Source organism: Sinorhizobium terangae (assembly GCF_009601505.1).
In the GTDB taxonomy this organism is placed as follows: Bacteria; Pseudomonadota; Alphaproteobacteria; order Rhizobiales; family Rhizobiaceae; genus Sinorhizobium; species Sinorhizobium terangae.
In genome coordinates this window covers 495,949-522,325 of record NZ_WITC01000036.1, presented here as the reverse complement: position 1 = coordinate 522,325, position 26,377 = coordinate 495,949, and the positions used below count along the sequence as shown (strand labels likewise).

Annotated in this window: 22 protein-coding genes; 19 read left to right on the top strand and 3 right to left on the bottom strand. The window is 62.5% G+C overall.

What is annotated here, in order from left to right; all coding sequences use genetic code 11:
* Window positions 1-206: 206 nt before the first annotated feature.
* The gene (locus GHK62_RS10830) at window positions 207-2,492 is read right to left on the bottom strand and encodes an NADP-dependent malic enzyme (protein WP_153438846.1); all 2,286 of its coding nucleotides are present in this window, start codon (window positions 2,490-2,492) and stop codon (window positions 207-209) included.
* 102 nt (window positions 2,493-2,594) lie between these two features.
* Here GHK62_RS10830 and mutS point away from each other — a divergent pair, with 102 nt between their 5' ends.
* The 18 genes from mutS (at window position 2,595) to trmB (ending at window position 24,169) form a co-directional block, all read left to right on the top strand.
* Complete coding sequence (gene mutS / locus GHK62_RS10825) at window positions 2,595-5,342, top strand: DNA mismatch repair protein MutS (protein WP_153438844.1); 2,748 nt, start codon at window positions 2,595-2,597, stop codon at window positions 5,340-5,342.
* A gap of 315 nt (window positions 5,343-5,657) precedes the next feature.
* Window positions 5,658-8,507 (top strand): [protein-PII] uridylyltransferase, encoded by a 2,850-nt coding sequence (locus GHK62_RS10820; RefSeq protein WP_153438944.1) that lies wholly within the window; start codon window positions 5,658-5,660, stop codon window positions 8,505-8,507.
* On the top strand, window positions 8,504-10,105 hold the full coding sequence (gene murJ, locus GHK62_RS10815; RefSeq protein WP_153438842.1) for a murein biosynthesis integral membrane protein MurJ: 1,602 nt from the start codon (window positions 8,504-8,506) through the stop codon (window positions 10,103-10,105). The genes GHK62_RS10820 and murJ overlap by 4 nt, the downstream gene beginning before the upstream one ends.
* On the top strand, window positions 10,102-10,494 hold the full coding sequence (locus GHK62_RS10810; protein WP_153438840.1) for a VOC family protein: 393 nt from the start codon (window positions 10,102-10,104) through the stop codon (window positions 10,492-10,494). The genes murJ and GHK62_RS10810 overlap by 4 nt, the downstream gene beginning before the upstream one ends.
* A gap of 104 nt (window positions 10,495-10,598) precedes the next feature.
* Window positions 10,599-11,663, top strand: a complete 1,065-nt coding sequence (trpS, locus tag GHK62_RS10805) for a tryptophan--tRNA ligase (protein WP_153438838.1) — start codon at window positions 10,599-10,601, stop codon at window positions 11,661-11,663.
* A gap of 52 nt (window positions 11,664-11,715) precedes the next feature.
* Window positions 11,716-12,207: a universal stress protein gene (locus GHK62_RS10800; protein ID WP_153438836.1), complete on the top strand. Its 492-nt coding sequence runs from the start codon at window positions 11,716-11,718 to the stop codon at window positions 12,205-12,207.
* 191 nt (window positions 12,208-12,398) lie between these two features.
* Window positions 12,399-12,965: a NifU family protein gene (locus GHK62_RS10795; RefSeq protein WP_153438834.1), complete on the top strand. Its 567-nt coding sequence runs from the start codon at window positions 12,399-12,401 to the stop codon at window positions 12,963-12,965.
* 120 nt (window positions 12,966-13,085) lie between these two features.
* The gene (gene tsaB, locus GHK62_RS10790; protein ID WP_153438832.1) at window positions 13,086-13,745 is read left to right on the top strand and encodes a tRNA (adenosine(37)-N6)-threonylcarbamoyltransferase complex dimerization subunit type 1 TsaB; all 660 of its coding nucleotides are present in this window, start codon (window positions 13,086-13,088) and stop codon (window positions 13,743-13,745) included.
* A gap of 6 nt (window positions 13,746-13,751) precedes the next feature.
* Complete coding sequence (locus GHK62_RS10785) at window positions 13,752-14,249, top strand: GNAT family N-acetyltransferase (protein ID WP_153438830.1); 498 nt, start codon at window positions 13,752-13,754, stop codon at window positions 14,247-14,249.
* Window positions 14,250-14,353: 104 nt separating this feature from the next.
* A complete protein-coding gene (olsA, locus tag GHK62_RS10780) occupies window positions 14,354-15,178 on the top strand; it encodes a lyso-ornithine lipid O-acyltransferase (RefSeq protein ID WP_153438828.1) in 825 nt (274 codons plus the stop codon).
* A 55-nt stretch (window positions 15,179-15,233) separates the two neighbouring features.
* Window positions 15,234-16,634 (top strand): tRNA (N6-isopentenyl adenosine(37)-C2)-methylthiotransferase MiaB, encoded by a 1,401-nt coding sequence (gene miaB / locus GHK62_RS10775; protein ID WP_153438826.1) that lies wholly within the window; start codon window positions 15,234-15,236, stop codon window positions 16,632-16,634.
* 26 nt (window positions 16,635-16,660) lie between these two features.
* Window positions 16,661-17,716: a PhoH family protein gene (locus GHK62_RS10770; RefSeq protein WP_153438824.1), complete on the top strand. Its 1,056-nt coding sequence runs from the start codon at window positions 16,661-16,663 to the stop codon at window positions 17,714-17,716.
* Window positions 17,717-17,735: 19 nt separating this feature from the next.
* Window positions 17,736-18,242 carry an rRNA maturation RNase YbeY gene (gene ybeY / locus GHK62_RS10765; protein WP_153438822.1) on the top strand — a complete coding sequence of 169 codons (507 nt, stop codon included), beginning with the start codon at window positions 17,736-17,738 and terminating at the stop codon, window positions 18,240-18,242.
* 12 nt (window positions 18,243-18,254) lie between these two features.
* The gene (locus GHK62_RS10760; protein WP_153438820.1) at window positions 18,255-19,403 is read left to right on the top strand and encodes a hemolysin family protein; all 1,149 of its coding nucleotides are present in this window, start codon (window positions 18,255-18,257) and stop codon (window positions 19,401-19,403) included.
* Window positions 19,404-19,600: 197 nt separating this feature from the next.
* Window positions 19,601-21,196: an apolipoprotein N-acyltransferase gene (gene lnt, locus GHK62_RS10755; protein ID WP_153438818.1), complete on the top strand. Its 1,596-nt coding sequence runs from the start codon at window positions 19,601-19,603 to the stop codon at window positions 21,194-21,196.
* Between the two features lie 146 nt (window positions 21,197-21,342).
* Window positions 21,343-21,762, top strand: coding sequence for a helix-turn-helix domain-containing protein (locus GHK62_RS10750; RefSeq protein ID WP_153438816.1), 420 nt, complete (start codon window positions 21,343-21,345; stop codon window positions 21,760-21,762).
* A 265-nt stretch (window positions 21,763-22,027) separates the two neighbouring features.
* Entirely contained in the window at window positions 22,028-23,311 is a 1,284-nt protein-coding gene (gene metK, locus GHK62_RS10745; protein WP_153438814.1) for a methionine adenosyltransferase, read from the top strand.
* 159 nt (window positions 23,312-23,470) lie between these two features.
* Entirely contained in the window at window positions 23,471-24,169 is a 699-nt protein-coding gene (trmB, locus tag GHK62_RS10740) for a tRNA (guanine(46)-N(7))-methyltransferase TrmB (protein WP_153438812.1), read from the top strand.
* 136 nt (window positions 24,170-24,305) lie between these two features.
* Here the strand turns inward: trmB and GHK62_RS10735 are convergent, their stop codons facing one another.
* Together GHK62_RS10735 and GHK62_RS10730 are read right to left on the bottom strand one after the other, a co-directional pair.
* Window positions 24,306-24,563, bottom strand: a complete 258-nt coding sequence (locus GHK62_RS10735) for a BQ00720 family protein (RefSeq protein ID WP_153438810.1) — start codon at window positions 24,561-24,563, stop codon at window positions 24,306-24,308.
* A 47-nt stretch (window positions 24,564-24,610) separates the two neighbouring features.
* Window positions 24,611-25,042, bottom strand: coding sequence for an Hsp20 family protein (locus GHK62_RS10730; RefSeq protein ID WP_153438808.1), 432 nt, complete (start codon window positions 25,040-25,042; stop codon window positions 24,611-24,613).
* 264 nt (window positions 25,043-25,306) lie between these two features.
* Between GHK62_RS10730 and GHK62_RS10725 the strand changes: the two genes are divergently transcribed.
* Window positions 25,307-26,251, top strand: a complete 945-nt coding sequence (locus GHK62_RS10725) for a nucleoside hydrolase (RefSeq protein ID WP_184108414.1) — start codon at window positions 25,307-25,309, stop codon at window positions 26,249-26,251.
* Window positions 26,252-26,377: the final 126 nt, after the last annotated feature.

Sequence of the window (26,377 nt, the reverse complement as noted above, 5' to 3'; positions counted from 1 at the left end):
GCGTCTGGGGGCGCGTATTTTGCAATCAAATTCCTCTGATTTTTATGACCTAAGCGATGGATCTGCCATAAAAGATTGAGCCCACTTCCTTTGCCGGAGAAGTGGGCTCTTGTTTTATTGGAAATACGTGTGTCATTGCTGTACGTTCCGCCAGGCAATGTTTTCGGCCGATACAGCGCCTGTCTCGAAACGGTGCACCGTTTCCGTCAGGTTCCGGCATTGTATGCGGCGATCGCCGCCAGGTTGACGAGGTCCGAATCCTTTGCCGACAGCGAGGCGATCTGCACCGACTTGTCGAGACCGACGAGCAGCGGGCCGATAACCGTCGAGCCACCCAGTTCCTGCAGCATTTTGGTCGAGATCGAGGCCGAGTGGAACGCCGGCATGACCAGCACGTTGGCGGTGCCGGAAAGGCGGCAGAACGGATATTGCTCCATGACCCGGGCATTGAGCGCCACATCGGCGGCCATCTCGCCGTCAAACTCGAAATCGACGCGGCGCCTGTCGAGGATCTTCACGGCCTCGCGGACCCGTTCGGAGCGCTCGCCCGAGGGGTGGCCGAAGGTCGAATAGGCGAGCATCGCGACGCGCGGCACATAGCCAAGGCGCTTGGCGAGCCCGGCGGCTTCCTCGGCGATGTCGGCCAATTCCTCGGCCGTCGGCATGTCGTGGACCGCCGTGTCGGCGACGAGTACCGTGCGGCCGCGGCAGAGCGCGATCGATACGCCGATGACCCGGTGGCCGGGCTTGGCGTCGATGCAGCGGCGCACGTCTTCGAGCGCGGTCGAATAGTTTCGCGTCAGGCCCGTCACCATGCCGTCGGCGTCGCCGAGCGCCACCATGCAGGCGGCGAAGTGGTTACGGTCGTTGTTGATTAGCCGCTGCACGTCGCGGTGAAGGTAGCCCTTGCGCTGGAGCCGGGCATAGAGGAAATCCGTATAGGCGCCGACGCGCTTGGAGAGGCGTGCGTTGACGATCTGGATGCCGGCGCGGTTGAGGTCGATGCCTTCCCGCTCGGCGGTTTCGCGCATCTGCTCCTCGCGCCCGAGCAGGATTGCCATGCCGAGCGCCTGGTTGGCATAGGCGATCGCGGAGCGCATCATCTGCACCTCTTCGCCTTCGGCAAAGACGATGCGCTTCGGCTGGCGGCGGACGCGTTCGAAGATGCGCTGAAGCGTCGAGGCGATCGGGTCGCGCCGCGCCGAAAGCTGCTGGGCGTAGTCGGAAAGGTCGGTTATCGGCTTGTGCGCGACGCCCGTTTCCATGGCCGCCTTCGCAACGGCAATCGGAATGGCCGAGATCAGGCGCGGATCGAAGGGAACAGGAATGATGTATTGCGGCCCGAAACGCGGCCTGTTGCCCTGATAGGCGGCGGCAACCTCGTCGGGCACGTCTTCCTTCGCAAGGCTCGCAAGGGCTTCCGCCGCGGCGATCTTCATGGCGTCGTTGATCGTCGAGGCGCGCACGTCGAGGGCGCCGCGGAAGATATAGGGGAAACCGAGAACGTTGTTGACCTGGTTCGGGTAGTCGGAACGGCCGGTCGCGACGATCGCGTCGTCGCGAATGCGGGCGACTTCCTCGGGCGTGATTTCGGGATCCGGATTGGCCATGGCGAAAATGATTGGTTTCGGCGCCATGGAAAGCACCATCTCCGTCGAGAGCGCACCCTTTGCCGACAGGCCGAAGAACACGTCAGCGCCCTCGAGCGCTTCGGCCAGCGTCCGGCGGTCGGTGTCGACCGCGTGCGCCGACTTCCACTGGTTCATCCCGTCCGTGCGGCCCTTGTAGATCACCCCCTTGGTATCGCAGAGAATGACGTTTTCCCCGTTGAAGCCCATCGCCTTGATGAGCTCGATACAGGCGATGGCCGCGGCGCCCGCGCCGTTGCAGACGAGCCTGGTCGTCTTGAAGTCACGCCCCGTGAGCGTCAGCGCATTGATGAGGCCGGCGGCGGCGATGATTGCAGTGCCATGCTGGTCGTCATGGAACACGGGAATGTCCATGACCTCGCGCAGCCGCTGCTCGATGATGAAACAGTCCGGCGCCTTGATGTCCTCGAGGTTGATGCCCCCGAAAGACGGTCCGAGAAAGCGCACGCAGTTGACGAATTCGTCGACATTCTCGGTGTCGACCTCGAGGTCGATCGAATCGACGTCGGCAAATCGCTTGAACAGGACGGACTTGCCCTCCATGACCGGCTTCGAGGCAAGCGCACCGAGATTGCCGAGGCCGAGGATCGCGGTACCGTTGGAAATCACCGCAACCATGTTGCCGCGCGTGGTGTAGTCATAGGCGGTTGCCGGGTTTTCGGCAATCGCCTTCACGGGCACGGCGACGCCGGGCGAGTAGGCGAGCGACAGGTCGCGCTGAGTCGCCATCGCCTTCGTCGGGGCGATCTCCAGTTTTCCGGGCCGACCTTGTGAGTGGAAATCGAGCGCTTCCTGGGCGGTGACGCTTGTCATCGTGCGGTCGGTCTTGTCGGTAGCCGGCATGTTTCCTCAACCTCCTGTGGGCGACCGCCGAGGTCAGCCTCTTTGTTATTGTCGTCTATAAATGCTTGCGGATAGTGTGACATCTCTTTTTTTGGAACAATCATGAATTTCGTGACAGACCCATCGAGCCGCACGGGCGATGTCCTTTCCGTGTCCGATCTGGCGAGCGAGGAGAGCCGCTCGACCGCGACTCCGATGATGGAGCAGTACATCGAGATCAAAGCGAACAATCCGGATTCGCTGTTGTTCTACCGGATGGGCGACTTTTACGAGCTGTTCTTCCAGGATGCGGTCGAAGCCTCCCGCGCGCTCGGGATCACGCTGACGAAGCGCGGCCAGCACCTGGGCCAGGAGATCCCGATGTGCGGCGTGCCGGTTCACGCAGCCGACGACTATCTGCAGAAGCTGATCGCCCTCGGCTTTCGGGTCGCCGTCTGCGAGCAGATCGAGGATCCGGCCGAAGCGAAGAAGCGCGGCAGCAAGTCGGTCGTGCGCCGTGACGTTGTCCGGCTGGTGACGCCCGGAACGATCACCGAGGACAAGCTGCTTTCGCCGGCAGAATCGAACTATCTGATGGCGCTTGCCCGCATCCGCAGCGGCTCGGAACCGGCCTATGCGCTCGCCTGGATCGACATTTCGACGGGCATCTTCCGCCTTGCCGAGACGGCCGAGGGCCGCTTGCTCGCCGACATACTGCGCATCGAGCCGCGGGAACTCATCCTGCCGGATACCGTTTTTCACGATCCGGAGCTCCGGCCGGTTTTCGACGTGCTCGGCCGAGTCGCGGTGCCGCAGCCGGCCGTGCTGTTCGACAGTGCGACAGCGGAAGGCCGCATTGCCCGCTATTATGGGGTGAAGACCCTTGACGGCTTCGGCAGCTTTTCGCGCGCCGAGCTCGCGGCGGCTTCGGCCGCGATCTCCTATGTCGAGAAGACTCAGCTCGCCGAACGCCCGGCGCTCGGGATTCCGGAGCGAGAAAGCGCCGCTTCGACGCTCTTCATCGATCCGGCGACCCGCGCGAACCTCGAGCTGGTCAAGACGCTTTCCGGCGCCCGCGAGGGAACGTTGCTCCGAGCCCTAGACCGAACGGTGACGAGCGGCGGCGCACGGCTTCTCGCGGAGCGGCTGATGTCGCCGCTGACCGATCCCGATCGGATCAACACCCGGCTCGATTCGATCGAGGTCCTGGCCGACCAGCCGAGTTTCGCGACGGACCTGCGCGACGCCTTGCGGCGCGCGCCCGACATGCCGCGCGCGCTGTCGCGGCTGGCGCTCGGCCGTGGCGGCCCGCGTGATCTTGGAGCGATAAAGGCCGGGCTTCGGGCCGCAGCAGCGATATCGGCGCTGCTGTCGCGCGGCAGCCTCTCGACAGAACTGACCGAGGCGCATGCCGCGATCGACGCATTGCCGGAGGCGTTGCTCGACAGACTCGAGTCGATGCTCGCGGAAGAACTCCCGCTGTTGAAGCGCGACGGCGGCTTCGTGCGCGAAGGAGCGCATGGCGAACTCGATGAGATGCGGGCGTTGCGCGATCAGTCGCGCCGGGTGATTGCGGGCCTGCAGCTGCAATATTGCGAGGAAACCGGGATCAAATCGCTGAAAATCAAGCACAACAACGTGCTTGGTTATTTCATCGAGGTGACGGCGGGAAACGCCGGCGCGATGACCGACACGGACGCCGGGCGCGCGCGCTTCATACACCGCCAGACCATGGCGAATGCCATGCGGTTCACGACGACCGAGCTCGCGGAACTGGAAACCAAGATCGCCAATGCGGCGGACCGGGCACTTGCGATCGAACTCGAAGCGTTCGAGGCGATGGCGGGCGAGGTCGTCGTGCATGCCGAGGCGATCAAGGCCGCAGCACTCGCGCTCGCAACGCTTGATGTCTCGACCGGCCTCGCCGTCCTTGCCGAAGAGCAGAACTATGCACGCCCCGTCGTCGACCGCTCGCGGATGTTTACGATCGATGGCGGGCGTCATCCGGTCGTCGAACAGGCGCTCCGGCGTCAGGCGGCCAACGCCTTCGTTGCCAACGGCTGTGACCTGTCGCCTCCGGAAGGTTACGAGGGCGGGGCAATCTGGCTGCTCACGGGTCCCAACATGGGCGGTAAATCGACCTTCCTGCGCCAGAATGCGCTGATTGCCATCATGGCGCAGATGGGGTCGTTCGTTCCGGCAGCGGCGGCGCATATCGGCATTGTCGACCGTCTCTTCTCCCGCGTCGGCGCGTCCGACGATCTCGCCCGCGGCCGCTCGACCTTCATGGTCGAGATGGTCGAGACGGCGGCGATCCTCAATCAGGCGACGGACCGCTCGCTGGTGATCCTCGACGAGATCGGCCGCGGCACCGCAACCTTCGACGGCCTCTCGATTGCTTGGGCCGCGGTCGAGCACCTGCACGAGGTCAATCGTTGCCGCGGGCTCTTCGCCACGCATTTCCACGAACTGACGGTGCTTTCCGAAAAGCTCGGCCGCCTTTCGAACGCGACGATGCGGGTCAAGGAATGGGACGGTGACGTGATCTTCCTGCACGAGGTCGGTCCCGGTGCCGCCGACCGGTCCTACGGGATCCAGGTCGCCCGGCTTGCCGGTCTGCCGGCATCGGTCGTGGCGCGGGCGAAGGACGTACTTGCCAAGCTCGAGGACGCCGACCGCAAGAACCCGGCGAGCCAGCTGATCGACGACCTGCCGCTTTTCCAGGTGGCAATCCGGCGGGAGGAGGCGGCAACAAGGGCTGGCCCTTCGAAGGTCGAGGAGGCGCTGAAGGCGCTTAATCCCGACGACATGACGCCGCGCGATGCCCTCGACGCGCTCTATTCGCTGAAGAAACAGCTGGATGCCCGCTGACCTTGCTTGAGCGCGGCATCGACCGGCTGTTGCATGCGCCAACTCAAAGTGCTGCAGCGTCCTCTGAGCGTCTGAAAAGACGCGCGGCGCTGCAAGCCGATTTTTCCTGTTATTTGCGGGATAGAAAGGCTATACAGCGCCGCGTGTCTTCTACGGCGCCGTGCGCCTTCAGACGTGCAAAGGTCGGCATGGCACCTTGAGGACGTGGCATTTTGAAATGCTGCATGTTTCCGGCCAGTCCACGGCGACATGCAGGAGCGCTGGCAGATGCAGCGGAATACACAACCAGTCGGACAGGACGCCCCTCGGCACTTCATGGCCAGACACGAAACTTCCTTTCCCGAAATTCTCGATGTTGCGGCGCTCAGAGCGAAATGCAGCTTTATCGCCTCTGCTCATGCGGAGCAGCGAGAACCGATGCGCCACGCCCTGCTTGCCGCATTCAAGCAGGCCAATCTTGCGGGCCGCGCCAAGGCGCGCGAGTTGCTTGCTGTCGACGGCGCCGGGATCAAATGCGCCGAGCGCATCTCCTGGCTCCAGGACCAACTCATTACTCTCCTGCATGATTTCGTGTTGAACGAGGTTTTCGATGCGGCGAAGGCGCCGGCGGCGTCTCGCATCGCGGTGACGGCCGTCGGCGGCTACGGCCGCGGGACTTTGGCGCCGGGGTCAGACATCGACCTGCTCTTCCTGCTGCCTGCAAAAAAGGCGGTCTGGGCGGAGCCGGCGATCGAGTTCATGCTCTATATCCTCTGGGACCTGGGCTTCAAGGTCGGTCATGCGACGCGCACGATCGAGGAATGTATCCGGCTGTCACGCGCCGACATGACAATTCGCACGGCGATCCTCGAATGCCGCTACATCTGCGGCTCCGAGGCGCTGGCGAGCGAACTCGAAACGCGCTTCGACCACGAGATCGTCCGCAATACCGGTCCCGATTTCATTGCCGCCAAGCTTGCCGAGCGCGACCAGCGCCATCGCAAGGCGGGCGACACCCGCTATCTCGTCGAGCCGAACATCAAGGAGGGCAAGGGCGGGCTTCGCGATCTGCACACGCTGTTCTGGATCGCCAAGTATTTTTACCGGGTCAAGGACTCGGCCGATCTCGTCAAGCTCGGCGTCCTGTCGCGACAGGAATACAAGCTTTTCCAGAAATCGGAGGATTTCCTCTGGGCGGTGCGCTGCCACATGCATTTCCTGACGGGCAAGGCGGAAGAGCGGCTGTCCTTCGACATACAGCGCGAGATCGCCGAGGCGCTTGGCTATCACGATCATCCCGGCCTCACGGCTGTCGAGCGCTTCATGAAGCACTACTTCCTCGTCGCCAAGGACGTGGGTGATTTGACGCGCATCTTCTGCGCCGCACTCGAGGACCAGCAGGCGAAGGACGCGCCGGGGATTTCCGGGGTGATCAGCCGTTTCAAGCACCGCACCCGCAAGATCGCCGGCACGCTCGACTTCGTCGACGATGGCGGACGCATCACGCTGTCGAGCCCCGATGTCTTCAAGCGCGACCCGGTAAACCTTCTGCGGCTCTTCCACGTCGCTGACATAAACGGCCTGGAGTTCCATCCGGCCGCGCTGAAGCAGGTGACCCGCTCGCTGAGCCTGATCACGCCGCAACTGCGCGAAAATGAAGAAGCCAACAGGCTGTTCCTTTCGATCCTGACATCCAGACGTAATCCGGAACTGATCCTGAGGCGCATGAACGAGTCCGGCGTGCTTGGCCGCTTCATCCCGGATTTCGGCAAGATCGTGTCGATGATGCAGTTCAACATGTATCATCACTACACGGTAGACGAGCATCTGCTGCGCACCGTCGATATTCTCTCGCGCGTCGAGCGCGGCATCGAGGAGGAGGCGCATCCGCTTTCGGCGACGCTGATGCCGGGCATCGAGGATCGCGAGGCGCTCTATGTCGCCGTGCTGCTGCACGATATTGCCAAGGGCCGGCCGGAGGACCACTCGGTCGCCGGCGCCAAGGTGGCGCGCAAGCTCTGCCCGCGTCTGGGGCTTTCTCCGAAGCAGACCGAAACCGTGGTCTGGCTGGTCGAGGAGCATCTCACCATGTCGATGGTGGCCCAGACCCGCGACCTCAACGATCGCAAGACCATCGTCGATTTCGCCGAACGCGTGCAGTCGCTCGACCGCCTGAAAATGCTGCTCATCCTGACGGTCTGCGACATCCGGGCGGTGGGGCCCGGCGTATGGAACGGCTGGAAGGGACAATTGCTGCGCACGCTCTACTACGAGACGGAGCTTCTACTCTCCGGCGGCTTCTCGGAATTGTCCCGAAAGGAGCGCGCAAAGCATGCGGCCCACATGCTGGAGGAGGCGCTGACCGGGTGGCCCGAGGCAGACCGCCAGGCTTATGTCCGGCTGCATTATCAGCCTTATCTCCTTTCGGTGGCGCTCGAGGATCAGGTTCGGCACGCGGAGTTCATTCGCGATGCGGACCGAGGCGGCAGGACCCTGGCGACCATGGTGCGCACGCACCAGTTCCACGCCATCACCGAAATCACCGTGCTTTCGCCGGACCATCCGCGCCTGCTGACGGTGATTGCGGGAGCCTGCGCGGCGGCGGGCGCCAACATCGTCGACGCCCAGATCTTCACGACGTCTGACGGACGTGCATTGGACACGATCCTCGTCAACCGCGAATTTCCGGTCGACGAGGACGAGATGCGCCGGGCGGCGAGCATCGGCAAGCTGATCGAGGACGTGCTTTCCGGCCGCAAGCGGCTGCCGGAAGTGATCGCCAGCCGCACCCGGGTGAAGAAGCGTAGCAAGGCCTTCACCGTCACGCCGGAAGTGACGATCAGCAACACGCTGTCGAACAAGTTCACAGTCATCGAGGTCGAAGGCCTCGACCGGCCCGGTCTTCTTTCCGAGGTGACGGCGGTGCTATCCGACCTCTCGCTCGACATCGCCTCGGCCCATATCACCACATTCGGCGAGAAGGTGATCGACACCTTCTACGTGACCGATCTGGTCGGCTCGAAGATCACCAGCGAGAACCGGCAGACTCACATCGCTGCGCGCCTCAAGGCAGTGCTGGCGGGCGAGGTCGACGAGGTCCGTGACCGCATGCCCTCCGGCATCATCGCGCCGGCTCCCGCGCCGCGCACCTCACATGCTTCCAAAACGACAAAAGCCGAAACATGAGCCTGGTCAAGAAATTTGCAACCGTCGGCGGCGCGACGCTCGGAAGCCGCGTCTTCGGCTTCGTCCGCGAAACCTTCATGGCGGCGGCGCTCGGCACCGGACCGGTTGCCGACGCCTTCAACACCGCCTTCCGTCTGCCGAACACCTTCCGCCGGCTTTTCGCCGAAGGCGCCTTCAACTCCGCCTTCGTGCCGCTCTTTGCAAGGGAGATCGAAGCGCGCGGCATGGACGGTGCGCGGCGCTTCTCGGAAGAGGTTTTCGGTGTGCTCTTCACCGTTCTCCTGATTCTGACGATCGCCATGGAACTGGCGATGCCCTTCATCGTCAGGGAACTGATCGCACCGGGCTTTGCGAATGACGCGGCTAAATTCGCAAGCACCGTAACCTTCGCGACGATCATGTTCCCCTATCTCGCCTGCATGTCGCTGGCGGCGATGATGGCGGGCATGCTGAACTCGCTGCACCGCTATTTCGCAGCCGCGATCGCGCCGGTTTTTCTGAACGTCATCCTGATCGGCGTGCTTGCCTATGCCTGGTACGGCGGGCATAACGCCGTCGCCGTCGGTTACGGGCTTTCCTGGGGCGTTCTGGCTGCAGGGCTGGTGCAGCTTGCGATCGTCTGGTTCGCGGTGCGCAATGCCGGCATCCGGATCGGGCTTCGCCGTCCGCGGCTGACGGCGAATGTCAGGCGGCTTCTGGTGCTGGCGCTGCCGGCGGCAATCACCGGCGGCATCACGCAGATCAACCTTCTGATCAACACCAATATCGCCTCCGCAAAAGCGGGTGCCGTGTCGTCGCTCGTCTATGCCGACCGCATCTACCAGCTCCCGCTCGGCGTCGTCGGCATCGCGGTCGCGACCGTGCTGCTGCCGGAACTTGCACGGGCGCTGCGCGCCGGCAATCTCAACGAGGCATCGAACCTGCAGAACCGCTCCGTCGAGTTCACGCTGTTCCTGACGCTTCCGGCCGCCGCCGCGCTGCTTGTCATGTCGGAACCGATCGTCCGGCTGCTCTTCGAACGCGGCAAGTTCTCAGCGGAATCGACCGTCGTGGTCGGCCACATCCTGGCGATCTACGGCCTTGGTCTGCCGGCCTTCGTCCTGATCAAGGCGTTCATTCCGGGCTTCTTCGCGCGCGAGGACACGCGCACGCCGATGATCTTCGCCGCCATTTCCGTGGTGGTGAACGTGTCGCTGGCGCTGACGCTGTTTCCGACGCTTGCCGCGAGCGGTATTGCAACGGCGGAGATCGTCGCCGGTTGGGTGAATGCCATACTGTTGTTCGCAACCCTCGTCTGGCGTGGCCATTGGGGGCGCGACATTCCGCTGTTGACCCGGATTCCGCGCCTGATCGTTGCGGCGGCGGTCATGGCGGTGGCGCTGCATTTTGCGATCCAATGGCTGGCGTTCCCGCTCTCCTCCGCCGCCCCGCTTTTGACACGAGCCGTGACCCTTTGTGGGTTGGTGGCGGCGGCAATGGTGATCTATTTCGCTTTCGCCTTCGGTCTCGGCGGCGCGAGTCTCGGCATGATTCGCCGCAATCTAAAGCGCAGGGCTGCCGTCGAAACTGCAGCCAGCCGGGAGCCCGACGCGTCATGAAACAGACGGTCGCCCGCGTCACCATCGTCGTGCCGGACTACGACGACGGCATCGCCTTTTATTGCGGCAAGCTCGGTTTCGACCTGATCGAGGACACGGACCTCGGCAGCGGCAAGCGCTGGGTTCTCGTTCGGCCGAAAGGTGCTACGGAGACCGCCTTGCTTCTCGCCAGGGCGGCGGATGAACGGCAGCGGGCCGCGATCGGCAACCAGACCGGCGGCCGGGTCGGTTTCTTCCTGTTCACCGACGACTTTGCCCGTGATCACGCCGCGATGGTGGCTGCCGGCGTCGAATTCCGCGAGGCGCCCCGCCATGAGGCCTACGGCTCGGTCGCGGTGTTTGCCGACCCATTCGGCAATCTTTGGGATCTGCTGCAGCCGGCATCGTGATCCGTTGTACGCCCGCACCCCCTTGATTGCACTTTGCCTGCCGTGCATAAGCGCGGCGGATATCAACTGGAGACGGGCCCTCCACAAGCCCGATTGAGGACGACATGAACGAATTCAAGCCGCTCGTATTTTCCGGCGTACAACCGACCGGCAACCTGCATCTCGGCAATTACCTCGGCGCGATCCGCAAGTTCGTCGCCCTGCAGGAAAACAATGACTGCATCTATTGCGTCGTCGACCTGCATTCGATCACCGCGCAGCTTGTGCATGAGGACCTGCCGGGCCAGATCCGCTCGATCGCGGCCGCCTTCATCGCCTCCGGCATCGATCCGGAAAAGCATATCGTCTTCAACCAGTCGGCCGTGCCGCAACACGCCGAGCTCGCCTGGATCTTCAATTGTGTCGCGCGTATCGGTTGGATGAACCGGATGACCCAGTTCAAGGACAAGGCCGGCAAGGATCGCGAAAACGCCTCGCTCGGCCTGCTCGCCTATCCGAGCCTGATGGCGGCCGACATTCTCGTCTACCGTGCCACGCACGTTCCGGTCGGCGACGACCAGAAGCAGCACCTGGAGCTGACGCGCGACATTGCCCAGAAATTCAACATCGACTTCATGGAGCATATTCGGGCGCGCGGTTACGGCGTCGATATCGTCGTCGGTGAAGAGCCGATCCATGCCTATTTCCCGCCCGTCGAGCCCTTGATCGGCGGGCCGGCGCCGCGCGTCATGTCTCTGCGTGACGGCACGAAGAAGATGTCGAAGTCCGATCCTTCCGATCTGTCGCGCATCAATCTGATGGATGATGCCGAGACGATCTCGAAGAAGATCCGCAAGGCCAAGACCGACCCCGACGCGCTTCCGAGCGAAGTCGACGGCCTCGCCGGCCGTCCGGAGGCCGAAAACCTCGTCGGCATCTATGCGGCGCTTTCCGACAAGACGAAGGACGAGGTTCTCGCGGAGTTCGGGGGCCAGCAGTTCTCGGTCTTCAAGCCGGCCCTGGTCGATCTTGCCGTCAACGTGCTGTCGCCGATCACCGGTGAGATGCGTCGCCTGATGGATGATACCGCGCACATCGACGCAATCCTGAGGCGTGGTGGCGAGCGGGCGCGGGCGCGTGCGGAAAAGACGATGCGCGAGGTTCGCGAAATCATCGGGTTTTTGCAGTAGCGCACAAAAATGAGACCTTGCGGGCGGCGAACGGCAATGTAATGTTCGCCGCATGGTTTCCACCCGACTCTCACGACTGGAAGGTCATCGCCGCAAGTTCATGGCGGTGATCGACGATACGCCCGAATGCAGCCGCGCCGTGCATTATGCCGGCATGCGCGCGAAGAACTCCAATGGCGGCCTGGTGCTGCTCTATGTGATCGCCGATGGCGACTTCCAGCAATGGCTGGGGGTCGAGGAGATCATGCGCGCGGAAGCGCGCGAAGAGGCCGAGGCGACGCTGGCAAAGGTGGCGCAGACGGTGCGCGAAAGCATCGGCATCGAACCGGAAATCGTCATTCGCGAAGGGATCGCCACGGAGCAGATCCATGCCGTGATCGAGGATGACCGCGACATCGCCATTCTGGTGCTTGCAGCCGGATCTGCGAAGGAAGGGCCGGGACCGTTGGTGTCGTCCATCGCCGGGAAGGCCGCGGCCTTTCCGATCCCCGTGACCGTCATTCCCGATATGCTGACCGACGAGGAAATAGACGCACTGAGTTAGAGCGCTTTTTCCGTGCGGCATTGCGGTCTTTCCAAGTCGGGAAGACACGGTCTTGCCACGCTCCGCCGTCCCGATCTTCGCGGTCCACGTGCGACGGGATGAGCCCTTGCGAGGGCGGCGCGAAACACCTATATTTTTGAACAATTCTAAAAAGCCGGTCGGTAAGCGCTTCCGGCGAAACGGAGAGAGAGATGTTCATCCAGACGGAAGCCACGCCAAATCCGGCCACGCTCAAGTTCCTGCCGGGCAAGGTGGTGATGGAGAACGGTACGGCCGAATTCCGGAGCGAAGAAGAAGCCCGTGCAGGGTCGCCTTTGGCGTCCCGGCTCTTCTCGATCCCGGGCGTAACCGGCGTCTATTTCGGTTATGACTTCATCACGGTCAGCAAGGAAGGCCAGGAGTGGCCACACCTGAAGCCCGCCATCCTCGGCTCGATCATGGAGCATTTCATGTCGGGCCAGCCGGTCATGTCGGGTGCCGGGCGCGCCGAAGAAACGGACCAGGAAGGCGAGTTCTTCGACGAGGGCGATGAAGCGATCGTCGCCACGATCAAGGAATTGCTTGAAACCCGCGTTCGTCCGGCCGTTGCCCAGGACGGTGGCGACATCACCTTCCGCGGCTTCAAGGATGGCACCGTGTTCCTGAACATGAAGGGCGCATGCTCCGGCTGCCCCTCCTCGACCGCTACGTTGAGGCACGGCGTCCAGAACCTGCTGCGCCACTTCGTTCCGGAAGTTGAAGCAGTCGAATCCGTCTGATCCGGGGCGCCCTGTCCCGTCGTTGTCCGTCGCGTGCGAGAGCGCGTGCCAAGAGCGGCTGTAAGGGCACTTCGCGCCGGATCTGTGCGCGAAGCAATGGAGGAGGCCATTGCGGCTGACATGTTAGTGCTTGCCATCGATACGTCCGGCAGCGGTTGCTCCGCTGCGGTCTATGACAGCGCCTCCGCCGAGGTTATGGGCCGTGCGGGCGCGAACATTGGACGTGGCCACGCCGAACGTCTGATGGAGTTCGTCGACGAGGCGCTGCTCGCCGCCGACGGGCAACTTGCAGACATTGACCGTATCGCAGTCACAATCGGCCCCGGATCCTTCACCGGAATTCGTGTCGGCGTTGCGGCCGCACGCGGCCTTGCGCTCGCGCTTGGCAAGCCGGCTGTCGGCATCACCACGCTCGAGGTCGCCGCCGAAAGCGCCAGGCTGACGACACCCGGCCAGCCGATTCTCGTCGTCATCGACGCGAAGCGGGACGAAGTCTACGTCCAACTCTTCGACGCCTCCGGTCGAGCAATGGGCGAGCCCGAAATCCTGTCGGTGACGGAGGCGCGCGACCGGCTTTCCGGCTTCGAAGGCACCGTTTGCGGCTCCGGCGCCTCTCTCGTTGGCCATGTGCGGGCAGGTGGAATTCCGGACGATATCGACATTGCTGTTGTTGGCCGGTTGGGTGCCAATGCCGATCCAGCCTCGGCCAAGCCGAAACCGCTATACTTGCGTGGACCGGATGCGAAACCTCAGGCAGGTTTTGCCGTAACCCGAGCCTAGACCACGATGAGTTTGACCGATTATTTCACCCGTCGGACGGAGTTCGATATCTTCCCGCTCGAGGAGGGTGACCTTGTTGCCGCTGCGGCGCTGCATCGCCAACGCTTCGCTTCTCCTTGGAGCGACGGTGAAATTCACGCATTGCTGTCGCAGGATACCGTCTTCGGCTTCGTGGCGCGCCAGACGAGCGGCGCCTTTCGCCCTGCGTTCGGCGGATTTGTGCTGTCGCGGGCCGTAGCCGGTGAGGCCGAAATCCTGACCATCGGCGTCGATCCGCGTTTCATCCGTTCGGGCCTCGGTTGGCGCCTGATGCAGGCCGCCATGCGCGAGGCGCTCGTCAAAGGTTCCGAGGCGCTCTTTCTCGAAGTCGATGAAACGAATGAGGCCGCACTCGGCCTCTATCAGAAACTCGGCTTCCTCAAGGTTGGCGAACGCCGGGCTTACTACCAGAGCTCGACAGGAGCGCGCACGGCGGCGCTTGTCATGCGACTCGATCTTCGTTAGTCCGATTCATCACATTTCCCGTTCGGATGCGTGTGGCCGCGTTCCGAAAATGGCGCGGGCCCGAACGATGAACGAAAGATGAGCGGGTTAGAAAGCCTTCGCGAATGATCAATTGGGTCCGGGTTGCCCTGTGCGGCGCGCTGCTTGTCCTGGTCTCGCTGGTGCTGATGCCGGTGCAGATCCTTTGTCTTTGGCTGGATTTGAAGCCGCGGCGGTGGCTGCCGCGTTTCTGGCACCGCGTGGCATGCCTGTTGCTCGGTCTTCGCGTTCGCGTTCATGGCGAGCCCGAGCGCCGGCGTCCGTTGCTACTGAGCGCCAATCACGTGTCCTGGAAGGATATTCTGGTGCTGTCTTCCGTGGCCGACGTCGTCTTCGTCGCCAAGTCCGAGGTGAAGACCTGGCCCGTCTTCGGGCTTCTCGCCCGCCTGCAGGCCTCTGTTTTCATCGAGCGCGACCAGAAGCGCACGACCGGTCACCAGGTGAACGAGATCGGCCGAAGGCTCGCCGATGGAGAGATCGTCGTGCTCTTCCCCGAAGGCACGACGTCGGATGGCAACCGGTTGCTCGACATCAAGACCTCGCTCTTCGGCGCCGCCGCTTCTGCGGTTCCGCACTCGCCGACCGGGGTGGTCCATGTTCAACCACTCGCCATTTCCTACACCGGCATACACGGCATGCCCATGGGGCGCTACAACAGGCCGATCGCCGCCTGGCCCGGCGACATCGGACTGGTGCCGCACCTTCTTGGCGTGCTGCGGGAAGGCGCGCTCGACGTGGACGTCGATTTCGGTGAGGCGGTGGACTACGACCGCCATGCCAATCGGAAAGACGTGAGCCGCACGATCGAGGCGCGCATTCGCAGCATGCTGTCGGACCGCCTGAGGGGTCGGCCAAAGTTGGATCGGGTAGTGGCGCGGGCGGAGCGATAGGCATCGGCGCCGAAAATGCTTCAACTTTGGGCCGCCATGCACTAAAGAACCCCGCATGACCCAGGAAACAGCTCTTCTGTCGAAAACGCCGGTGCCGGGCGAGGAACACGCACCCTCGCGCAAGGTCTTCGTCAAGACCTATGGCTGCCAGATGAACGTCTACGATTCCGACCGCATGTCGGATGCGCTTTCGCGCGACGGCTATGTTTCGACCGACGTCCTGGAGGAAGCGGATTTCGTCCTGCTCAACACCTGCCATATCCGCGAGAAGGCGGCTGAAAAAGTCTATTCCGAGCTTGGCCGGCTGCGCGAATTGAAGAAGGAGAAGGCGCGCGAAGGCCGCGAAATGGTCATCGGCGTTGCCGGCTGCGTCGCGCAGGCCGAAGGCGACGAAATCCTTCGCCGCGCCCCGGCGGTCGACCTCGTCATCGGCCCGCAGACCTATCACCGCCTTCCCGAGGCGTTGAAGCGAGCGCGGGACGGCGAGCGCGTCGTCGAGAGCGACTATGCGATCGAGGACAAGTTTGAGCATTTGCCCGCACCGGACAAGGCGAAGACACGAGCCCGCGGCGTGACCGCTTTCCTGACGGTGCAGGAGGGATGCGACAAGTTCTGCACCTTCTGCGTCGTCCCCTATACGCGCGGCTCGGAAGTGTCGCGACCGGTGGCTCAGATCGTTGCTGAGGCCGAAAAACTGGTCGAAGGCGGGGTACGCGAAATTACCCTGCTCGGGCAGAACGTCAATGCCTGGCATGGCGCCGGCCCGGATGGCCGCGACTGGGGCTTGGGCGATCTTCTCGTCCGTCTTGCGGAAATCGAGGGCCTCAAACGCCTGCGTTATACGACCAGCCATCCGCGCGACATGGATGACGGCCTCATCGAGGCGCATCGGTCGATGACGAAGCTGATGCCCTATCTGCATCTGCCGGTCCAGTCAGGATCCGATCGCATCCTGAAGGCGATGAACCGGCGTCATACGGCAGCCGAGTATCTCACCCTGATAGATCGCATCCGCGCGGCTCAGCCCGACCTTGCCCTCTCCGGCGATTTCATCGTAGGCTTTCCGGGTGAAACCGACGAGGACTTCGAGGATACCATGCGTCTCGTAGAGGCAGTGGGTTATGCACAGGCATTTTCCTTCAAGTATTCGAGCCGCCCCGGCACGCCGGGGGCCGAACTCAAGGATCAGGTTCCAGAGGACGTGAAGGCCAAGCGATTGGAAAGATTGCAGACTTTGCTCATGAAGCAGCAGCGCGAATTCGCTCAAGCCTGTATCGGACGCGAGATCGATCTGCTTCTGGAAAAGCCCGGCCGCATGCCCGGCCAGCTCGTCGGTCGTTCACCCTGGCTGCAGCCGGTGAATGTTGATGCAAAAACATCGCAAATCGGTGACATTATCAAAGTACGAATCATCAAAGCAGGCTCCAATAGCCTCTTTGCCGAGATGATCGCATAGGGACCGAGAGCGAGGAGCTTAACCGCTTGGACGGACACGAATTGATTTCTTCATCACCGCGCCAGTCAAAAACATCTGCGACAGACGCCAATCACTTCGTGCTCACTTTCGAGAACAACCGCTTTGCCAGCGAACTCTTTGGCCAGTTCGACCAGAATTTGAAGCTGCTTGAAGAGCGCCTGCGCATCGATGCGAGGCCGCGAGGAAACTCTGTTGCCATCTCGGGCGATGTGGTGGCGACGAACCAGGCGCGGCGCGCTCTCGACTATCTCTACGGAAGATTGCAGAGTGGCGGTTCGATCGATACGTCCGATGTCGAGGGAGCGATCCGCATGGCGGTCGCTGCTGACGACCAGTTGCAGTTGCCGACCATGGAACGCAAAGCCAAGTTGACGATGGCGCAGATTTCGACGCGCAAGAAGACCATCGCTGCGCGCACACCCATGCAGGATGCCTATATCCGCGCGATGGAGCGGGCGGAACTCGTCTTCGGCATCGGCCCGGCCGGCACCGGCAAGACCTACCTTGCCGTTGCTCATGCCGCTCAGCTTCTTGAGCGCGGCGCGGTCGATCGCATCGTTCTTTCGAGGCCGGCGGTCGAAGCCGGCGAGCGCCTGGGCTTCCTGCCGGGCGACATGAAGGAAAAGGTCGACCCTTATCTGAGACCGCTCTACGATGCGCTCTACGACACGATGCCCGGCGACAAGGTCGAGCGGGCGATCACTGCGGGCGTGATCGAGATCGCGCCGCTCGCCTTCATGCGTGGGCGCACGCTCGCCAATGCCGCCGTGATCCTCGACGAGGCCCAGAACACGACATCGATGCAGATGAAGATGTTCCTGACCCGTCTTGGCGAAAACGGCCGGATGATCGTCACTGGCGATCCGAGCCAGATCGACCTGCCGCGCGGCGTCAAGTCGGGCCTCGTGGAGGCGCTGCAGATCCTCAATGGCGTGGAGGGCGTTTCGGTGATCCGCTTCAAGGATGCCGATGTCGTCCGCCATCCGATGGTGGCGAGGATCGTCAGGGCCTATGAAGCCCACACCGCGGTTCACGACGAGAGCGAGCAGAGCGATCGCTGACCGGCGGTTCGTTGCAGCCATGACGGTTTTGGATATTCAGATCAGCGTCGAGGAGGGCGATTGGCCATCGGAAGATGAGCTGCAATCCTTCTCGGAACGTACTCTCGAGGCGGCGGCCGATTTCCTTGCGCGCGAGGAAAAGCAGCCATTTCCGCCGGACGCGCCGGAAGTCTCGCTGGTCTTCACCGATGACGCTTCTATGCGGGCGATCAACGCGGAATGGCGAAACCAGGACAAGCCGACCAATGTGCTGTCTTTTCCTGCCTTTCCTGTGACGCCGGGCAAGATGCCGGGGCCGATGCTCGGTGACATCATCGTTGCCTATGAAACGCTGAAGCGCGAGGCGGTCGAGATGGAGAAGCCGTTTGACGCGCATCTGACGCACCTCCTCGTGCATGGATTCCTCCATCTTTTCGGGTATGATCACCTCGAAGACGACGAAGCGGAAAGAATGGAGGGCCTGGAGACTCGCATTTTGGCGCGTCTTGGCCTATCTGATCCCTACGGGGATCGTTCCCCGGATTAACAGTTTGGAACGATGAGCGACACCAACACACAGCCGGCTGCCGTTGTGGCCGACGAAGCGGAAGCTTCCGGAGAGGCCGAGGCGGGCAGTAGTAGCACCGCCGCTCCCCGACAGGAGAGCAGCAAATCCACCACCTCCTTCTGGAGCCGAGCCGCGCGCCTTCTGCGCGGAGCGAGCCCGTCGAGCCTGCGCGAAGATCTCGCCGACGCTCTGATGACGGATGCGGACAGCAATGCCGCGTTCTCGCCCGAAGAGCGGGCAATGCTCAACAACATCCTGCGTTTCCGCGAGGTTCGCGTCGAGGACGTGATGGTGCCGCGCGCCGATATCGAGGCCGTGGACCAGAGCATCACGATCGGCGAGCTCATGGTCATATTCGAGGAGTCCGGACGTTCGCGCATGCCGGTCTACAACGAGGGCCTGGATGACCCGCGCGGCATGGTGCACATCCGCGATCTGCTCGCCTATGTCACCAAGCAGGCCCGCAACCGGCGCCGCAACGGCAAGGCGCAGCCGACGGTCCCGGTTGGGGCGGAACGGATGCCGAGGCAGCAACGAGCGGGTTTCGATCTCTCGCGTGTCGATCTCGGGAAGACGGTGGAAGAGGCCGGCATCGTTCGCCAGGTCCTGTTCGTGCCGCCGTCGATGCTGGCCTCGGACCTGATGCAGCGGATGCAGGCGGCGCGCATCCAGATGGCGCTCGTCATCGATGAATACGGAGGCACGGACGGTCTCGTGTCGCTGGAGGACATCGTCGAGATGGTCGTCGGAGATATCGAGGACGAGCATGACGATGAAGAGGTCATGTTCGCGCGCAGCTCGGATGATGTCTTCGTCGCCGATGCCCGCGTCGAACTGGAAGAGATCGCCGAGGCGATCGGCCCGGATTTCGACGTGCGCGAGCAGCTCGAGGACGTCGACACGCTCGGCGGACTGGTTTTCGCTTCGCTCGGACGCATTCCGGTGCGCGGCGAAGTGGTCCAGGCCATTCCTGGTTTTGAGTTTCAGATCCTCGATGCCGACCCGCGGCGCGTCAAACGGGTGCGCATCATGCGCAAGCGCCCGCTGGCCCGTCGCCGGGTGGTGAAAACGGAGCGGGAAACGCCCGTTGGCCGCGACGCCGAGGTCGGTGCCGGATCGCAGCCGACGCCGGAACAATAGCTTCGCTTCACGGTCTCAGCGAAACCGCAAACGATCTGGCATAGCCCAAAATCGCTTCGATTTTCTGGCGCAACGCCGTGCTGTGCAACGTATGCGATCGGGACAAGCAGCCGCTTTTTTGGAAGACTGCCGCGGAATGATTCGGTGGTTTTTCCTGCGCAGGGTCGAGGTGCGATTCTGCGTCTATTGGAGGCTGTATGGCAGGGCTGGCAGGCAGGATTATGCTCCTCTCCGGGGCGTTGCGGGTATTCATTGCCTTCGTCGCGGGGCTCTTGACCGTTCTCACCCAGCCGCCTTTCGGTATCTTCGCGGCCGCTTTCGTCTCGTTCCCTGTCCTCGTCTGGCTGATCGACGGCGCGCCGGGTGATCCTGAAAGGGGCCGGCTCGGCAGGCTTTGGCCGGCCTTGTCGATCGGCTGGAGCTTCGGCTTCGGCTACTTTCTTGGCGGCCTTTGGTGGCTTGGCAATGCCTTGCTGATCGAGGCGGATCTGTTTGCCTGGGCGCTGCCGCTCGCCGTTGTGGGCCTGCCTGCCTTTCTCGCGCTCTTTTACGCCCTCGCAGTCGCGCTGGCGCGTTGTATCTGGTCGGATGGCCTGGGCAGGATCGCCGCCCTTGCATTCGGCTTCGGCATCGCGGAATGGCTCCGCGGCTTTCTGCTCACGGGCTTTCCCTGGAATGCCATCGGGTATGCCTTGATGCCGATGCCCGTGATGATGCAGTCGGCGAGCGTCGTGAACCTTGCAACGATGAATATGCTCGCGGTCTTCGTGTTTGCAGCGCCGGCTCTCGTCGCCACCGGAAAGGGCGCGCGTGCCGGCCTCGCGATTGCCGTCGCGCTCTTTGGCGCGCACCTGGCTTTCGGCTTCTATCGCCTTTCACAGCCGGCGCCCCAGCCGCTGGCGCCTGAGTTGACGGTGCGTCTGGTTCAGCCGGTGGTCGATCAGGCGAAAAAGCTTGATGACCGCGAACGCTCATCGGTCTTCGAGGAGCATCTCGCTCTCACGACCGCACCGGCCAAGGATGGCGGAAAACGTCCGGACATCATTGTTTGGCCGGAAACCTCGATCCCGTTCATACTCACCGACAACCCGGACGCGCTGGCACGCATCGCTGAGGTCTTGGACGACGGGCAGATCCTCATTGCCGGCGCTGTCCGCGTCGAGGATGCCGGGGCCGGCCTGCCGCGGCGCTTTTACAACTCGATCTATGTTATCGACGATCGCGGCCAGATCGTCGGTGCCGCAGACAAGGTTCACCTCGTCCCCTTCGGCGAATATCTGCCGTTCGAGGATGTTCTTGCCTCCTGGGGGCTAAACGCTGTCGCTGCCTCGATGCCCGGCGGCTTTTCGCCTGCCCAAAGCCGTGCGCTTCTTACGCTGCCGGGCGGCAGGACGGCCTATCCACTCATCTGCTATGAAGCGATCTTCCCCGAAGAGATCGATGGCAACGCTCCGCTAGCCGACTTCCTGCTCAACATCACCAACGACGCCTGGTTCGGCGACACACCCGGTCCGCGCCAGCATTTTCATCAGGCGCAGTTGCGTGCAGTCGAGACTGGAACGCCGATGATCCGGGCAGCCAACAGCGGTATATCAGCAATTGTTGATGCACGTGGTGTTTTAGTGGTAGGATTGGGATACAATTACAAGGGGGTTACAGACACAATTCTGCCGGGAAAAATGCTTAGCGTAACGGATGCTGCCACGCGCTGCCGAATCTTCTGGTTAACAGCCGGAATGCTCTTTTTGGTTGCAGCAATTTCGCGCGCTGGTTTTAATATTAGGAAGAATTGACCTAAAACCCCTAAAATTGCATAGTGGCCGAATCCCTCAACCTTCACCCACGGGTGGGGCTCTTGATTGCCGGCAAGATTGCAAAGGAGCGATCTGCGCGATGCCAGGTTGCGGGCACCCGAAACAGCGTGTTTAGGAACGCGGACATGATTGAAAACAAGAAGAAGCCGAACCCGATCGACATTCATGTCGGGAGCAGGATTCGCCTCCGCAGGACGATGCTGGGCATGAGCCAGGAAAAGCTCGGCGAAGCCCTGGGGATCACCTTCCAGCAGATCCAGAAATACGAGAAGGGAACGAACCGCGTTGGCGCGAGCCGTCTGCAGAACATTTCTGCTATCCTCAACGTTCCGGTGTCGTTCTTCTTCGAGGATGCCCCCGGGGAAGGCGCCGGCGGCGCATCCGGCATGGCCGAAGCCTCCAGCTCCAACTACGTGGTTGATTTTCTGTCGTCCTCCGAAGGACTTCAGCTCAATCGGGCCTTCGTCAAGATTTCCGACCCGAAGGTACGGCGGAAGTTGGTCGACCTGGTAAAGGCATTGGCCGCCGAGGCGGAAAGCGAATAGCCAGCGCGGTTCACAGACCACAAAAACAAAGCGGCCTGAGTGCCGCTTTTTTTGCGCGCTTCGCCCTGCGGCGCGGCGCTCTTGCCAAACGCGCAACCGTCGCTGCCGCACTCTTGAATCGGGTAGGATTCAAAGAGACATGCAGGTTGAGATTTCGGCTGGCAATACCGATATAAAGATATATTTATGTCGTTGTTCGCTTGTTTTTCGGCGGCAAAACCACTAACACGTTCGCACCGCTTCTTTCATTGAGGGGACTTCCCGCATGCGCGCAAACTACCTGTTCACGAGTGAATCCGTAGCCGAAGGTCATCCGGACAAAGTGTGTGACCGTATTTCCGACGAGATCGTCGATCTGGTCTACCGCGAGGCGGCGAAGACGGGTGTCGATCCCTGGGGTGTGCGCATTGCCTGTGAGACACTGGCAACGACGAACCGCGTCGTGATTGCCGGCGAAGTCCGCCTGCCGCCGAGTCTGCTGAAGAAGGACAAGAACGGCAACGAAGTCATCAATCCTTCGAAGTTCAAGTCCGCCGCCCGCAAGGCGATCCGCGACATCGGCTACGAGCAGGACGGTTTCCACTGGAAGACGGCGAAGATCGACGTGCTCCTGCACTTCCAGTCGGCGCACATCGCGCAAGGCGTCGACAACGCTTCGGACAAGCAGGGCGAGGAAGGTGCCGGCGACCAGGGCATCATGTTTGGCTATGCTTGCCGCGAGACGTCCGAATTGATGCCGGCGCCGCTCTACTACTCGCACCGCATCCTGCAGACGCTCGCCGCTGCCCGCAAGAAAGGCGAAGGCGAAGTCGCCAAGCTCGGCCCCGACGCGAAGAGCCAGGTGACCGTACGCTATGTCGATGGCAAGCCGGCCGAAGTCACCTCGATCGTGCTTTCGACGCAGCATCTCGATGAGAGCTGGGATTCCACCAAGGTCCGCTCCGTCGTCGAACCCTATATCCGCGAAGCGCTTTCCGATCTGAAGATCTCCGACGATTGCACCTGGTACATCAACCCGACCGGCAAGTTCGTCATCGGCGGACCTGACGGCGACGCTGGCCTCACCGGCCGCAAGATCATCGTTGACACCTATGGTGGCGCGGCCCCGCATGGCGGCGGCGCCTTCTCGGGCAAGGATACGACCAAGGTCGACCGTTCGGCCGCTTACGCCGCGCGCTACCTGGCGAAGAACGTCGTTGCAGCCGGCCTTTCCGACCGCTGCACGATCCAGCTCTCCTATGCGATCGGTGTCGCCCAGCCGCTGTCGATCTATGTCGATCTGCACGGTACCGGCAAGGTCACGGAAGATCAGGTCGAAAACGCCATTCGCAAGACGATGGATCTCTCGCCGACCGGCATCCGCCGTCATCTCGACCTCAACAAGCCGATCTACGCCAAGACCGCCGCTTACGGCCATTTCGGCCGCAAGGCCGGTCGCGATGGTTCGTTCTCCTGGGAGAAGCTCGATCTCGTCAAGCCGCTCAAGGAAGCGATCGAGCTTGACGCGGCCTCCTACTCCGTGCCGAGAGCATCCGGCCGCGCTGCCTGACATCGCCGTTGACGGGGCATCTACAGCGCCGCGAAGCCACGGGGCATTGAAAAATATTGCAATGGTCCGGTGCACTGCTATTCAGGCGCACCACATTGCGGGATCAAGAGCGGATGCTCCCGGTGGAGTGTCCGCTTTGCTGTTTGAAGGAAGATCGTGATGACCGAACCGCGCCGCGCCAGAGCCACGGAGGCCTTCTTTGGCCGCCGCAAGGGCAAGCCCTTGCGCGAACGCCAGGCTGCCCATCTCGAGCATCTGCTCCCCACGCTCCGGCTCGATCTCGCCGAGCCGGCGCCGGCTGACCTGGCGATGCTCTTCCCGCAGCCGGTGAGGCGCATTCGCCTGGAAATCGGTTTCGGTGGCGGGGAACATCTCGTCCACCGCGCCGCGGAGGATCCGGCAACCGGCTTTATCGGCGTCGAGCCCTTCGTCAACTCGATGGCGAAGCTGCTCGGACAGATCGAGGCGCGAAAGCTTGCCAATGTCCGGCTCTATGACGACGACGCGACGCAGGTGCTGGACTGGCTGCCGGAGGCTTCAGTCGACCAGATCGATCTGCTCTATCCCGATCCCTGGCCGAAGCGTAAGCACTGGAAGCGGCGCTTCGTTTCCAAGGTCAACCTGGACCGGTTCGCGCGCATCCTGAAGCCTGGCGGGCTCTTCTGCTTCGCCTCGGATATCGACACCTACGTCAATTGGACGCTGCTTCACTGCCGCGACCACGCAGCCTTCGAGTGGACGGCCGAAAAATCGGCCGATTGGCTCACGCCTTTCGCGGGATGGCCGAGCACGCGCTACGAGGCCAAGGCGCGCCGGGAAGGACGGAACTCCGCCTATCTCACGTTCCGGCGCGTTTAGAATCTTGGATTTGGCCCCTCATCGTGTCGCTCGCGGGGAGAGGGGGGACTGAGGCGACTTCGCGAGCCACCTTCTCCCCGCTGGCGGGAGTGGCCGGCAGGCCGGATGAGGGGAGTTCACGCGCCCGTACTGCCGCTCAGTGCAGGCTGACGGTGCGAAGATCGTCTTCGGCCGCCTTGAAGAAGGTGCTGGAGCGATTGTCGGTCAAAAGGATCGGCGTGCCGTCGGCGCCGAACAGGGCCCACAGATCGATTCCGGGGCCCATCTCAGGAGCTTCCGGGAAACAACGGGAGACCTCCTCCGAACGCATCTTGCGGATATAGCCGACTTCGCCCTCGCCAAGATGCGCAAGGTCGTTCTTCGACAGCGATGTGTTGATGGTTTTCAGTCCCATGGTGATACTCCGTGGTCGCCGGACAGGGGAGAATCCCGCCGGTTATCCTACTCTGGGACGGAAATGTTAATTTTCTTTACCATACGCACCGGCTCCGGCCGCACGAGGTCGACGGAAAGAAGACCGTTGCGCAACTCGGCTCCCAGAACCTTCATGCCGTCGGCGAGAACAAAGGTGCGCTGGAACTGGCGGGCGGCAATGCCGCGGTGCAGGTATTCCCGCTCGCCCGTATCGACCTGGCGGCCCCGAATGACCAGCTGGTTTTCTTCCGTCGTGACGTCCAGGTCCTCCTCGGAGAAGCCGGCGACGGCGAGCGTGATCCGAAGCCGCTCCGGCGCATCCGAAGATGCGTCGCCGCGAATGCGCTCGATATTGTAGGGTGGGTATCCGTCATTGCCCTTGGCGATGCGCTCAAGGGTCTTTTCCATGGTGTCAAAGCCCAGCAGTAGCGGGCTGGTAAAGGGCGTAATCCTGCTCATTGCCCAAGTCCTTGCATCTCAAGCGACCATCTTTGGGGACCTGCCAAGCAGCATCCACGCCGCAATATGGTAGCTGTGAGCAACGAGTGCAAGCCGCTTGCCTCGGCTGCGCACGCAAATCATAGTTCGCTGCGCCAAATCAGAGCGGGAAGTGGAAATGCGAAGCGCTTTTCTGTCCGAATCCTGCTTCAATGTCTTAGAGAATTGGCCATGTTCGTGGATCGAGGAGATCCGCTATCATCGTGGCCCAGGAGGATCGAGAAAGTGTCAAACGCGAGAAAGATAATCATCGACACCGATCCCGGCCAGGACGATGCAGCCGCCATCATGCTCGCATTCGGCAGTCCGGAGGAGATCGACGTCCTAGGCATCACCACCGTCGCCGGCAACGTTCCGCTTTCGCTGACGGCCCGCAACGCACGCATCATCTGCGAGCTTTGCAACAGGACGGATGTGAAAGTCTTTGCCGGTGCCGAGCGGCCGGTCGCGCGTCCGCTGGTCACGGCCGAGCATGTCCATGGCAAGTCGGGGCTCGATGGGCCGGATCTGGCGGAGCCGACGATGCCCCTGCAGGAGCAGGACGCCGTTGATTTCATCATCGAGACGCTGCTCGCCGAGGATGCGGGCACGGTCACGCTCTGCACCCTAGGCCCCTTGACCAACATTGCCCTTGCCCTGACCAAGGCGCCGGAGATCGCGCCGCGGGTACGCGAGCTCGTGATGATGGGTGGCGGATTTTTCGAGGGCGGCAATATTACGCCGGCGGCGGAGTTCAATATCTACGTCGATCCGGAAGCCGCCGAAATCGTTTTCCGCTCCGGCATCCCGATCGTGATGATGCCGCTCGACGTAACCCACCGCGTCCTGACCCACAAGGCCCGCGTCCAGAAGATTCGCGAGATCGGCAGTCCAGCGGCGATCGCGATGGCCGAAATGCTGGAGTTCTTCGAGCGCTTCGACATCGAAAAATATGGTACGGACGGCGGGCCGCTGCATGACCCGACGGTGATCGCCTACCTCCTGCGGCCGGAACTGTTCACCGGGCGCGACTGCAATGTCGAGATCGAGACGGCGTCCGCCCTGACGGCCGGCATGACTGTCGTCGACTGGTGGCAGGTGACAGGCCGCGAGCGCAATGCCAAGGTCATGCGCCACATCGACGACGAGGGCTTTTTCGATCTCCTCACCGAGCGCCTGGCGCGCATCTAGGTTCACCTCTTCGGCGCCCCTAAGACCCCTCCCCACAAGGGGGAGGGGCTTACCCGCCGCACCTCTACACCTCCAATGCGCGGCTGCGCAGGACGCAAGGGATGCGAATGGCAGGCGATTGCCGCG